The sequence below is a fragment of the Fibrobacter sp. UWEL genome (assembly GCF_900142535.1).
GTDB lineage: Bacteria > Fibrobacterota > Fibrobacteria > Fibrobacterales > Fibrobacteraceae > Fibrobacter.
In genome coordinates this window covers 24,876-37,385 of the sequence record NZ_FRBE01000020.1, presented here as the reverse complement: position 1 = coordinate 37,385, position 12,510 = coordinate 24,876, and the positions used below count along the sequence as shown (strand labels likewise).

The 12,510-nt window shown below is 51.1% G+C and carries 14 protein-coding genes; 13 read left to right on the top strand and 1 reads right to left on the bottom strand.

Annotation, left to right across the window (positions count from 1 at the left end; translation table 11 throughout):
* Window positions 1-112: 112 nt before the first annotated feature.
* The 10 genes from metF (at window position 113) to BUB59_RS11890 (ending at window position 8,183) form a co-directional block, all read left to right on the top strand.
* Entirely contained in the window at window positions 113-1,003 is an 891-nt protein-coding gene (gene metF / locus BUB59_RS11935; protein WP_073230249.1) for a methylenetetrahydrofolate reductase [NAD(P)H], read from the top strand.
* Window positions 1,004-1,119: 116 nt separating this feature from the next.
* Window positions 1,120-1,644, top strand: a complete 525-nt coding sequence (locus BUB59_RS11930) for a hypothetical protein (RefSeq protein WP_073230247.1) — start codon at window positions 1,120-1,122, stop codon at window positions 1,642-1,644.
* Between the two features lie 163 nt (window positions 1,645-1,807).
* Window positions 1,808-2,926 carry a 3-phosphoserine/phosphohydroxythreonine transaminase gene (serC, locus tag BUB59_RS11925; protein ID WP_073230246.1) on the top strand — a complete coding sequence of 373 codons (1,119 nt, stop codon included), beginning with the start codon at window positions 1,808-1,810 and terminating at the stop codon, window positions 2,924-2,926.
* A gap of 148 nt (window positions 2,927-3,074) precedes the next feature.
* The gene (locus BUB59_RS11920) at window positions 3,075-3,881 is read left to right on the top strand and encodes a hypothetical protein (RefSeq protein ID WP_073230245.1); all 807 of its coding nucleotides are present in this window, start codon (window positions 3,075-3,077) and stop codon (window positions 3,879-3,881) included.
* An 18-nt stretch (window positions 3,882-3,899) separates the two neighbouring features.
* Window positions 3,900-4,751, top strand: coding sequence for an archaetidylserine decarboxylase (asd, locus tag BUB59_RS11915; protein WP_073230244.1), 852 nt, complete (start codon window positions 3,900-3,902; stop codon window positions 4,749-4,751).
* Window positions 4,752-4,782: 31 nt separating this feature from the next.
* Window positions 4,783-5,616 carry a hypothetical protein gene (locus tag BUB59_RS11910; protein WP_073230243.1) on the top strand — a complete coding sequence of 278 codons (834 nt, stop codon included), beginning with the start codon at window positions 4,783-4,785 and terminating at the stop codon, window positions 5,614-5,616.
* A gap of 37 nt (window positions 5,617-5,653) precedes the next feature.
* A complete protein-coding gene (locus BUB59_RS11905) occupies window positions 5,654-6,475 on the top strand; it encodes a hypothetical protein (RefSeq protein ID WP_073230242.1) in 822 nt (273 codons plus the stop codon).
* Window positions 6,476-6,488: 13 nt separating this feature from the next.
* The gene (locus BUB59_RS11900; protein WP_073230241.1) at window positions 6,489-6,821 is read left to right on the top strand and encodes a GerW family sporulation protein; all 333 of its coding nucleotides are present in this window, start codon (window positions 6,489-6,491) and stop codon (window positions 6,819-6,821) included.
* Window positions 6,822-6,886: 65 nt separating this feature from the next.
* Complete coding sequence (gene dtd / locus BUB59_RS11895) at window positions 6,887-7,321, top strand: D-aminoacyl-tRNA deacylase (protein WP_073230240.1); 435 nt, start codon at window positions 6,887-6,889, stop codon at window positions 7,319-7,321.
* A 1-nt stretch (window position 7,322) separates the two neighbouring features.
* A complete protein-coding gene (locus BUB59_RS11890) occupies window positions 7,323-8,183 on the top strand; it encodes a hypothetical protein (RefSeq protein ID WP_073230239.1) in 861 nt (286 codons plus the stop codon).
* Window positions 8,184-8,235: 52 nt separating this feature from the next.
* On the opposite strand, the gene BUB59_RS11885 is transcribed toward BUB59_RS11890, so the two are convergent.
* On the bottom strand, window positions 8,236-8,925 hold the full coding sequence (locus BUB59_RS11885; protein WP_073230238.1) for an OmpA family protein: 690 nt from the start codon (window positions 8,923-8,925) through the stop codon (window positions 8,236-8,238).
* Between the two features lie 127 nt (window positions 8,926-9,052).
* Between BUB59_RS11885 and BUB59_RS11880 the strand changes: the two genes are divergently transcribed.
* The 3 genes from BUB59_RS11880 (at window position 9,053) to groL (ending at window position 12,385) form a co-directional block, all read left to right on the top strand.
* Entirely contained in the window at window positions 9,053-10,087 is a 1,035-nt protein-coding gene (locus BUB59_RS11880) for a hypothetical protein (RefSeq protein WP_073230237.1), read from the top strand.
* Window positions 10,088-10,415: 328 nt separating this feature from the next.
* On the top strand, window positions 10,416-10,697 hold the full coding sequence (groES, locus tag BUB59_RS11875; RefSeq protein WP_073230236.1) for a co-chaperone GroES: 282 nt from the start codon (window positions 10,416-10,418) through the stop codon (window positions 10,695-10,697).
* 56 nt (window positions 10,698-10,753) lie between these two features.
* On the top strand, window positions 10,754-12,385 hold the full coding sequence (gene groL / locus BUB59_RS11870) for a chaperonin GroEL (RefSeq protein WP_073230235.1): 1,632 nt from the start codon (window positions 10,754-10,756) through the stop codon (window positions 12,383-12,385).
* Window positions 12,386-12,510: the final 125 nt, after the last annotated feature.

Sequence of the window (12,510 nt, the reverse complement as noted above, 5' to 3'; positions counted from 1 at the left end):
CGTAGCAGAATCCCGCCTCGAAATCCCCATATTAGTTATAGATTTTGCCTATCTCTAGTCATATGAAAATAATCTATTCTATTTCCTATAAATTTTTCCTATTTTACGCACCATGAAAATTATTGATATTCTCAAGCAAGATAAGATGAGCCTCTCCTTCGAGGTGTTCCCCCCGAAAAAAGAAACCAGCTTCGACAGCGTGCAGGCCGCAACCGAATCCATTGCAGCCCTTGGTCCCGCATTCATGAGCGTTACTTATGGCGCCGGTGGCGGTGTAAGCCAGTATACCTTGCAGATTGCAAAGAATATCAAGAAGAAGTTCGGCGTTCCCATGCTGGCACATCTGACCTGCGTCTCCAGTAGCAAGGAAACCGTCCAGGCTCGCATCCAGGACATGAAGGACGCAGGCATTACCAACGTGATGGCACTTCGCGGCGACCTGACCCCCGAGCTGATTGCCAACGGCCGTTCGGACTGCGACTATCACCACGCCGTGGAACTGATCCACGACCTGAAGGCCAGCGGTGCAGACTTCTGCATTGGCGCCGCCTGCTACCCCGAGAAGCACCCAGAAAGCCCCAACCAGCGAGAAGACATCCAGCACCTGAAGGAAAAGGTGGAAGCCGGTGCAGACTTCCTCACCACCCAGATGGTCTTCGACAACAACCTGTTCTTCAACTTCCTGTACAAGCTCCGCGAAGCTGGCGTCACCTGTCCAGTGCTCCCCGGTATCATGCCCATTACCAACGCTAACCAGGTGGAACGCGCCATCAAGCTTTCCGGATCCTTTATGCCCCAGCGTTTCAAGTCCCTGGTGGACAAGTTCGGTAGCGATCCCGAGGCAATGAAGCAGGCCGGTATCATCTACGCCAGCGATCAGATTATTGACCTTTACGCCAACGGCATTACCAACGTCCACGTCTATTCCATGAATAAACCCGATGTTGCTGAAGGGATTATGCGTAACGTTTCCGCCATTTTAGGTAAAAATTTCATAGCATAGCCCATTTCATCCAATTTGGACTTATTTGGTTAAAATACAATACCCCATCTCCTTCGTTTTATATATATTGGAGTCAAGTGCCAGGGGCACCCAAGTTTTAACCTAAGGATTATAAAATGCTCTCTTTCGCAGACGCTTACAAGATTGCCGCCAACGTTCACAATGGTCAACAGGACAAGGCTGGCGAACCGTATATCGATTTTCTCCAGAATGTTGCTGATTATCTTAAGAACAAGGGCGAAACCGAAGAAGTACAGACTCTTGCAATCCTGCAGGACCTGACCACAGGCGCAACCAAGAAGACCGCAGACGAAATTGTGGCCTTGGGCGTTCCGGCAGAAACGGTAGACCTCATCGAAAAGATGACCTACCACAAGAACCAGAGCTGGATCGACGAATATAGCTGCAAGCTGATGGCACAGGGCGTTCCCGCCGAAGAAGCCACCTACGAATCTCGCGAAAAGGACTTCGTCCGTTTTGTGGAAACTCTCAAGGAAAATCCTGTGGCAGCGAAGGCTAAGTCCGCAATCCTCAACGTTTTACTTGAAGAAAAGTACATCCGTAGACAGGAACGTCGCGAGCTTAAAACGCAGTTTAGACTGAAAAAGTACAAGGCTGCAATTGAAGCCCTTGGCGTATAAAGTTTAAGGTCCCGCTTAGGCGGGGCTTTTTTTTATTGACTAAAACTATGGGAAAGATTTTTCATAAAACATGTAAAAATAGCTTTCCAAAACTCCAGCTTTTGCTAAATTTACCCCCGTCAAAAAACCATTAGGTTTTAACCCCCAAATAAGGAACATAATCATGGCTAATAAGGTCTATAACTTTAGCGCAGGCCCCTCTGTCCTGCCCGAACAAGCACTCAAGGAAGCTTCTGAAGCATGCATCGACTATGCAAACTCTGGCATCAGTATTCTCTCCATGAGTCACCGTTCAAAGCCCATCGAAAACATGTTCCTGGAAACCGAACAGTTGCTCCGTGACCTCATGGGCATTCCTGCTAACTACGACATCATTTTCCTCGGCGGTGGCTGCTCCCTGCTGTTCTGCATGATGCCGATGAACTTCCTCCCGGCTGACGGCGTTGCCGACTACACCGACACTGGCGTATGGGCAAACAAGGCTCTCAAGGAAGCAAAGCAGTTCGGTAACGTTAACGTTGCTTGCTCTACCAAGGCCGACGTTTACAACCACATCGACAAGAATTTGAACCTCAGCGACAACGCTGCATACCTCCACGTTACCGCAAACAACACCATTTACGGTACCGAATGGCACAACTTCCCCAAGCCCAAGTCCGGCTTCCTCATGGCAGACATGAGCTCTGACTTCCTGGCTCGCAAGGTTAACGTTGAAGACTTCGGCGTGATCTACGGCGGCGCTCAGAAGAACATCTCCTGCGCAGGCGTTACCGTCTCCATCATCCGTAAGGACTTGCTGGGCAAGGTTGATCGTCAGATCCCCACCATGCTGAACTTCAAGACTCACCTGGACGAAAAGACCGGCGTGAACTCCATGTTCAACACTCCTCCTGTATTCGCAGTCTACACCATGAACCGCACCCTCAACTGGCTCAAGCAGATCGGCGGTGTTGACGCTATCGAAAAGATCAACCGCGAAAAGGCAGCTCTCCTGTACAGCGCCATCGACAACTCCAAGGTGTTCGTCGGTACCGCTGCTAAGGAAGACCGTTCTCTCATGAACGTTCCGTTCGTCTTCAACCGCGAAGTTGTTTCCGAAGAAAAGGATGCAGAACTGGCTAAGGACTTCATCGAATTCGCAAAGTCCAAGGGTCTGGTCCAGATCAAGGGTCACCGTTCTGTTGGCGGCTTCCGCGCTTCCATCTACAACGCAATGCCGATCGAAGGCGTCCAGGCTCTCGTTGACTGCATGGGCGACTACGAAAAGAAAATTTTGGGTTAAACCAAAATTTGGACTTGAGCGAAGCGAAAGTCCAATATCTGAAGGTTAATCCGCGGCGCTCCTAGCATTTAAAAATCCCGGTGCTACGGCATCGGGATTTTATTATTATTCCCAAGAAAAATGGATTCATTATTAGGAGGTCATCCACATGAAAAAGCTAATCGCACTTGCAGGCGCAGCACTTATTTTTTCCGCTTGCGAAGATACAACCAGCGCAACTTCCTCTAACCTGGGCAACAAGTTCATGAGCGCAAGGAACGTCACCATCGACGAAGCCAACCAGACTATCGACATGGCATTACCCCTTTGCGCCAAGAACCTAGGAAAGGCGGTCCTTACCACAACGGCATCCGGTCCTACACCCTACACAATCAGCAACGGAAAGCTGATGATTGACGACGATTCCGACTTCCAGGCTACAGGAAACAATCCTTCTATCATCGGTGTCTGGAACATGGATACTGCAGATATGCTTGGCGATGATGAAAGCGGCATTGACTTTGCCGAAGCGGGCTACAAGATGTACCTAGATATCGACAAGAACAAGTTCGACATCTATATCAACTCCGAAAACGTCTGCCTGGCTAAGCTATACGCCAACGCAATGCTCGAAGACACCGACATGCAAGAAGCGGGCGTAACCATCAAGTCCCAGCAGTGCAACAAGATGGTACTCAGCGCTAACGGCGTCGATATGACCTTCAAGACCGACCCCACTTTCCCGAATTTGGGAATCACCATTTCCGTTCGTGATATCACCTGCAAAACGAAAATTCACATTGAGCAGGTATCCGAAAAGACCTGCACAACCGAAAACATTGATAACGAAAGGATCGCAGATAGCGGAATGTTCCTCCAGTATGTGGAATCCTCCGACGACTGTGTTCTTTTCGGTATGAAAAAGGCAACCAGCGCGGCACAGCGAATGCTGCGTAAGATGAATCTCCGTTTCTAGTTTTCTAACTTTAGCAATATGAATACCGCTTTTTACGTCTTTATGAAGTTGCTGCCCAAGAACGCAGCTAGCCGCGCATTTGGCGCACTTACCCGCCTTCGCATTCCTTTCATCAGTGCAAAGGCCCGCGACCTTTTCTGCAGCTACTACAAGCTGAATATGGACGAAGCGGAATACCCGCTGGAACATTACGCCAACATCGGTGAACTTTTCATCCGCCATCTGAAGCCGGGCGCACGTCCCATTGCAGACACGGAAATTGTAAGCCCCGTAGATGGCGTACTGTCCCAGACTGCAGTTTTTGACGACAAGCCTACTCTGATCCAGGCCAAGGGCAAGACCTACACCCTGAAGTCCCTGCTCCGCGATGCTGAACTTGCCAAGAAGTTTGAAGGTGGCGCTTTTGCAACCATCTATCTTGCGCCGTTCAACTACCACCGCATCCACTGCCCCGCCAAGGCCGAAGTCATTGGCGCCAGCTACTGCCCCGGAACCCTTTGGCCGGTAAACGTAGGCAGTGTGGAACGTGTGGAAGGTCTCTTCAGCATTAACGAACGCCTCACCAGCCACCTGCGCCTGGAAGACGGTTCCGAAATGCTAGTCGTAAAGGTGGGCGCCACCAACGTGGGTCGCATTGGCGTTTCATACTCCAAGAACCTGCTGGTCAACGCCGGCAAGCTCCCCCGCAACAAGAAGCGTCACGACTGGACTCCCAAGAAGAAGATTGAAATCGAGAAGGGTGGTGAACTGGGACGCTTCGAAATGGGCAGCACCGTGATTCTCGTTGTGGACAAGAAGATCCGCGAACGCAATCCGGAACTGTTCAAGAACCGCGTGGGCCAGGCCGTCAAGGTGGGCGAAGCCCTCTAATCCTTTCGTCTAGTATCCAAAAAACCGTTTCATGATTTCTGTCAAAAGATTCGCCCAGAGCGAGGCAGCCCTTTTCAAGGCCACCCAGGACTTCGTCCAGTCTTTTGCAGAAGTGACGGATCCCATCATTTTCATATCCGGAAAGGCAAAATCTGTCCAGGCCAAAATCGCCTGGACTATTTTAGGTAGCACCCTCTTTCAAGGCATCAGCTATACAGATGTCATGAAGCTAATGGGCGCCCTCTACAACGCCTTCCCGGAAGAGAAATTATGGACCTTACCCGTCCCGAAGGAAGAGGATATTCTTGCGGTTGCAGACCAGATACTGCAAGGCACGTCCTGGAGCCTTCGGGAACATCTTCCCGGCATATTCTGGAGCGTAGGCAGTTTCGTTCGGCACCACCAGAAGGATGGGCGGGACTTGCCCCAATGGGCCACAGAACGAACCGCCGAGGAAATATGGCGCGACTTAGGCGAAGTCTACTTTATGGGTAAAGGCAAACCCCGCCCGAAAGCGGCAGCCACCATCTATAGGCTAATCTCCCCCGCGCCTTTGGGACTTGGACTGACCATCCAGAATTCACCCAAGATGCCGCCTATCCCGCTGTCTATGGGCGTAAGACGTTACCTTTCCATTCTCGGTCCCGGCAAGTACGAGAAATTTTCCGAACTCACCCCCGACGAAAAGAACAAGATGGCCCAGGACGTTTTTCACGAACTGTCTTCTAAAACTCCGAACGTAGCCGCCCACGGACTCCAATTCTTTTTGGAAAGCGGCACCAAGGAATTTATCTGTAGAGATCATTACAAGGTCTGTTCCAAGTGTCCTCTCTACGAATATTGCAAGTACGCCATCCAGAAATAAAAACGAATCGTTCTAAAAAAGCTAAATTCTTCCCCGTATGAAAAATCTGCTTCCCATCCTCGCCATTTTTGCACTGTTACTCTGCAGTTGTAAGGAAGAGCAGATTGTCCCCATCAACTACAATGATATTTCCTATAAGGGCATCCGTCCTGTTGTTGCTCTGGTGGACTCCTCCGAAAACAAGATCGCCCATGTGAAGAAGGAAATCAACTACAAGTACCCTGTGCTGGTAGGCGACACCTTGAGCGTGCAGATTCTTGAATTCGAGGGGGATGTATACGCCCTGGATTATTACTTGAACAGCGGTCGATTCCAGGGAAGCGCCCCCATTCTTCGCGGAGATTACATCGAACAGACCATCCGCGCCGATTCCAAGATTTTCATTTTCAACCACGACAGTTTCCGCCGTTACGAACGTAGCGACCTGGAAGCCTACGTCCGTTCCTTCCCGGAATATCGCGGCGGATTCCCCCAGGAGTTCCTGAGCCTGCCCTTTGACAAGCGCGTCACCGGTAAGGTTTCCATCCAGACTCGATATTTCCTGGGCGTACCCTCCACCTTCCCCGTTCTGGTTCAGGGATATCAGGCCGATGGACTCCAGTGGAACGTGGCTCGAAGCTGGGATGTGGTGGAACAGGAAGACTTCGACAAATGGGCAAGCAACCTGACGCTTGTAGACCCGCAGGGCATCTACAAGCAGAACGACTGCATCTATTTTGCCCCCAGCGCAGAAACCAGGGGAATGGCATCCAGGCTGGCAGGCGGCCGCATCGTGGTCATCTGGGGCTATCTGGACTGGTTCGACATGGAAAGAAAGTTCTTTACTGCAAGCGACCGCATCTACGAAGCACGTTTTTAACTATATTAAAATTATGGCTATTGAAAAACTCGCAGAAACTCTTTTGGAAAAACTCCGTTTCATCACCAAGGCAGAAACGGTTATTGGCAACCCCATCCAGGCTGGTGAAGCAACCATCATTCCCGTAAGCCGCGTATCCGTGGGCTTCGGCTTTGGCGGTCACCAGAGCAAGGGCGACACTTCCGCCTCCGGTGGTGGCGCATCCGTAGAACCGGTAGCCTTCCTGGTCATCAACGGCGAAGACGTTCGCATTATGCCCATTACCAAGGATAGTTCTCTGGCATCCAAGGTTATGGATATTATTCCCGACGTGGTGAATAAGTTCAGCAAGAAGAAGGAAGACTAAGTATCTTCTTTGGACAAGTCTCAAAAGCCCGGTTTAAAGACCGGGCTTTTGTCTATATTTAAGTCATGAAATTTTTGATTCAGCGAGTAACGAAAGCCCAAGTGGACATTGAGGGAGAAACCGTCGGTTCCATTAAGAAAGGCTATATGGTCCTCATTGGCGTGGGAGAAGAAGACTCCAAGGAAGTGGCAGACCGTCTCATCCGCAAGATGATGAACCTCCGTATTTTCGCCGATGAAAACGGAAAGACCAACCTATCCATCAAGGACGTAAACGGAGAGCTTCTGCTGGTATCCCAGTTTACTCTCTACGCCAACTGCAATAAGGGAAACCGTCCTACTTTTAACGGGGCGGGCAATCCAACCTTGGCAAACGATCTCTACGAATACATCATTGGGGAATGCCGTAAGGAAGTTACAGTCGTTGAAACAGGACGTTTCGGTGCCGACATGCAGGTGAGCCTCACTAACGATGGTCCTTTTACCATTATGCTGGAATAACATGACAAGAAAGAATTTTATTGCATTCGTTTCCACGTTTTTTATGGCGCTGATTTTCTCGTCTTGCGCCGGCGTGAACGACATGAGGGGTGGTTCCGCAGGCGGTGCTGGCGGAGATTCCGGAATGATGGATACGCCCTGCGAAGAATGCGGAAAGCGTGGAGACATCGAGCTAAAAATCACCGATGAAATCTACTACAGGGAATGGAATCAGTCCGCTTACAGCCGTATGGATTCCTCCGCCGTGGTTGGCGTCTTCCCGGCATTGAAGGTGACTGCCGAACGCCCCGAGACTTGCAAGTTCTGCCATAGTTATAGTGCGGATGCATTGGACTTTGACTTGGCCCGAGTGGAAGATTCCCTCTTCGTGAAGGCGTTCCCCAAGATGCAACGCGAGCTCATGCTTCCCGGCATGAGATTGCCCGATGCAGACTCCAGCTACTTCGATACTTTGGCAGTAAAGATCCTCACGTCCAAATTTGCGGACGGCAAGAAGCTGGAAGATTTTACCCCCTGGATTGAGCGAGAAGGCATCGAGCAGCCCTTTACCCGCGACGTCCCCAAGGATTTCAAGAACCTGCTGAATGACATCGCCAGCCGCTATGGCCTGCGTTACATGTCCATCCCCATCAGGCTGGACGTAAAGATGGATACGGACTTAGGCAAGGCCGGCGGATTCACCTACAAGATTCTCTGGACGCTGTGGGACGCACGATACGGCGAGTTGGTGTTCCTCACCTACTCGGGCTTTACCGCCGCAACCACCACTCGCGTAGCCCCCGAAAAAGAATGGTCCGAGCCATTTGCAAAACGACTCTGGACCATGTTCTCTACGGACGTTTCAAAGCTAGAAGCGCACTAACAGAAAAAGTCGCGCTAATGTGCGACTTCTTTTATTCAAAATATTTTGAATATTACTCTTCAGAAATAACCACCAGCTCAATGCGGCGGTTGGCCTTGCGGCCCGCTTCCGTGGAGTTGTCTGCCTTAGGCTGGCTGGGACCGTAACCCACAGCGGTCAGGCGTTCGGCCTTGATGCCCTTGCTGATCATGTAATCACGTACGGAATTTGCACGATCTTCAGAAAGGCGCTGGTTCAGTTCATCGCTTCCGTCGGAACTGGTGTGGCCCTGAACTTCCACCTTGGCCTTGGGATTCATCTTCAGCCCCTTGATAGCCTGATCCAAGGTGTTTAAGGAGCTGGGGACCAGTTCTGCACTGCCAGCCTTGAAGGTAACGCCGGTCAGTTCTGCGCGAGTGTCATCGAACACCACGGTAATACCGCCGGAGCTTGCAGTCTTGGAAACAAAAGGAGTGGTACCACATTCAAAAGGACCGGTCAAGCTTTCGCAGAGGATGGTGTAAGTATCTTCGCGAGGAATAAGGAAACCCACTTCACCATACTGGTCGGTAGTGACGGAAATCTGCTTACCCTTGTTCTGTCCCACGAAGGTCAGCTTCTTGTGAGCCTGAGGAACGTCGTCATAGTTGGTGTAAGTGATGTTCAATACAGCATGAGTCTTGTTGGGAGCCAGGTCCTTGGCCATGGGCTGGGCAACAAAGGCCGCCAGAGCGGCAACAGAGCAGATCAGAAACTTTTTCATAAAATACTCCCTAAAATTTTTGGTCCAAAAATAGTTTTTTACTATGATTCCGTCTTCCAAATAATCGCTGGTTATTCTAAATTTCGTTAAGAAAATTTTAAAAAGGTTATTCACTCAAGGAGCAACAATGAACTTCAAGAAAATCGCAGCAGCCGTTCTCGGTTTCGGTCTCGCCACTGCAGCATTCGCAGCTGACGTCGCAGACAACATGACCCTCAAGGGCAATGTCCAGACTCAGGTGACCAAGTCCCTGGCAGATGACGACAACAACTTCAGCTCCGGCTGGATCCGCGCCAACATCGGCGGCCAGTACAAGAGCGAAAGCCTGGACGCTTTGATTATGATCCGTATGTTCGGCCCCGAATTCGGTAACGTTATCGAAGGAAAGAACTACGACAAGATTCTTGCAGACCTCTACTGGGTAAACTACAAGTGGAACCTGGGTGCCAATGACAATCTGAACTTGAAGATTGGTCGCTGGAAGACTGACTGGTCTCAGTCCACCAACTTCGGTACCTACATCGACAAGTCCCTGGCCGCTCGCGGTCTCTGGATGCGCGATTACAGCCACAACGCAGTGGAACTGGGCTGGAAGCACGGTCTGAACCAGCTGAACGCCATGGTTGCCGCAAAGGACAACAAGGCTAACACCGGTTACGTCCGCGTAGAAGACGACATGAAGTTCACCTTCCCCCTGGAACTGAAGGTAGCATACCGCAGCAACCTGATTGACGTTGTGCAGAACACCTCCTACCTCACCCACCGCATGGCTGCATACGCAAGCTACACCTTTATGCCCAACCTCCGTCTCTATGGTGAATACGCCTGCATCTACACCGTTGACGAAGACATCAGCACTTCTGTTGACAACTACAAGGCTCAGGAACTGGGCTACATGAACAAGGCTGGCAAGATGTTCAACCCGTTCTATGTCGGCCTCGAACTGCCCACCTTCGGCATCCTCACCAACCTCATGGCAGAATTGGAATACATCAAGGACCGCGACCAGGTTGACGCCAAGAAGCCGAATGCCGACGAATTGGCATGGACCGTGGCTCTCGTAAAGACCGTTGGTAAGTCCAAGCTCCAGTTCAGCGTCTACAGCGAAGAAACTCTGAGCGATGTGGGCATGGCATTCCGCCTGACCACCACCATCAAGTAATTGGTTCGACAAGCTCACCAACCTTAAGTTTCCTGAGCTCGCCGAAGGGAATCCAGTTTTAAAGAGTCCGGTTTACGCCGGCTCTTTTTTGTTTCATTTTTAAACACCTCTTTTTGTTTCAAAGAGAAACACTCCATATATATGGAACCCCGCACACCCGTAAAAGCTTGGATTTTTTAGAAATTTTGGCAATTTTTACGTTTAAGTTGACAAAAAAACTTTTGGCATAGATATTGCTTTTAGAAGGGCGAAACAAAGAAAGATCCAATACGGGTCAAAGAATTAAACAAAAGGCACCCTCGGGTCGCCGCAAAAAAGGAAAAGAAAAATGATCAAGCCTTTAGCAGATCGAATCGTTGTAAAGCCGGCCGAAGCCGAACAGAAGACCTCCTCCGGTCTCTTCATCCCGGATAACGCAAAGGAAAAGCCGATGCAGGGTAAGGTCGTGGCAGTGGGCCCGGGCCGCAAGACCGACAAGGGCGAAACCATCGCTATGGAAGTCAAGGTTGGCGACGTGGTTCTCTACGGCAAGTACAGCGGTACTGAAATCTCCGTTGATGGCGAAAACTACCTGATCGTTAAGGAATCCGACATCTTCGCAACCCTGTAATCCAGCGAAGCAATCAAAGCGGATTCAAAAGAATTTAAAAACAAGGACTAATAAAAATGGCAAAACAGTTGAAGTTTGATGTTGCTGCTCGCGAATCCCTCATGAACGGTGTGGACAAGCTGGCTAACGCAGTTAAGGTTACTCTCGGCCCCAAGGGTCGTAACGTCATGATCGCCAAGGCATTTGGTGCTCCCAACGTCACTAAGGACGGTGTTTCCGTTGCTAAGGAAGTTGAACTGGAAGACGCTTACGAAAACCTCGGCGCACAGATGGCCAAGGAAGTCGCAAACAAGACTTCTGACACCGCTGGCGACGGCACCACCACCGCTACCGTTCTCGCTCAGGCAATCACTCGCGAAGGCCTCAAGAACGTTGCAGCTGGTGCAAATCCCATGGACATCAAGCGCGGTATGGACGCTGCAGTTGACGCAGTCATCGAAGAAATCGGCAAGATGGCTGTAAAGATCAACGGCAAGGAACACATCGCCCAGGTCGCTACCATTTCCGCAAACAACGACCCCGAAATCGGCGACCTCCTGGCCAACGCTATGGAAAAGGTCGGTAACGACGGCGTTATCACCATCGAAGAATCTAAGACTGCAGAAACCATCCTCGACGTCGTCGAAGGTATGCAGTTCGATCGCGGCTACCTCTCTCCGTACTTCGTCACCAACACTGACAGCATGGAAGCAGCTCTCGAAGCACCCTATATTCTCCTTTACGACAAGAAGATCTCCACCATGAAGGACCTCCTCCCCATGCTGGAATTCGTCGCAAAGCAGGGCAAGCCCCTCCTCATCATCGCCGAAGACGTTGATGGCGAAGCTCTCGCAACTCTGGTTGTGAACAAGATGCGCGGCACCCTGAAGGTCGCAGCCGTTAAGGCTCCGGGCTTCGGCGACCGTCGTAAGGCTATGCTCGAAGACATCGCAATCCTCACCGGCGGTATGCTGGTTTCCGAAGACACCGGCGCTAAGCTGGAAGACGCTCCGGTTACCGTCCTCGGTCAGGCAAAGTCCATCACCATCACTAAGGACAACACCACCATCGTCGAAGGTGCTGGCGACGCCGCTTCCATCAAGGGCCGTATCGCTCAGATCAAGAAGCAGATCGAAGCTACCACTAGCGACTACGATCGTGAAAAGCTCCAGGAACGCCTCGCAAAGCTCGCTGGCGGCGTAGCCGTGATCAAGGTCGGTGCTGCTACCGAAGTCGAAATGAAGGAAAAGAAGGACCGCGTGGACGACGCTATGCACGCTACCCGCGCTGCTGTTGAAGAAGGTATCGTTCCGGGTGGTGGCGTTGCTCTCATCCGCGCAGCTAAGGCTGTTGACGGCCTCAAGCTCACCAACGACGACCAGAAGACTGGTGCCGCTATCATCAAGCGCGCTATCGAAGAACCTCTCCGTCAGATCGTTGCAAACGCTGGTGGCGAAGGCTCCGTCGTTGTGAACAAGGTTAAGGAAGGCAAGGACGGCTTCGGTTACAACGCCAAGACCGACACCTACGAAGACCTGATCAAGGCTGGCGTTATCGACCCGGCCAAGGTTACCCGTACCGCCCTCAAGAACGCTTCCTCCATCGCTTCCATGATCCTGACCACCGACTGCGTGATCACCGAAAAGAAGGAAGCAAAGCCGGCAGCTCCTGCCATGGATCCTTCCATGGGCATGGGCGGCATGATGTAAAGAACAAGAGACCGATTGGCTCTAAGCGCAATTTAAGAACCTGCGACTGAGCCAATCTCTCGCATCCACGGCTCATTAAGATGAGCCGCTTGATGCTCACAGAACTTCTCGCGGGTTCACGCCCG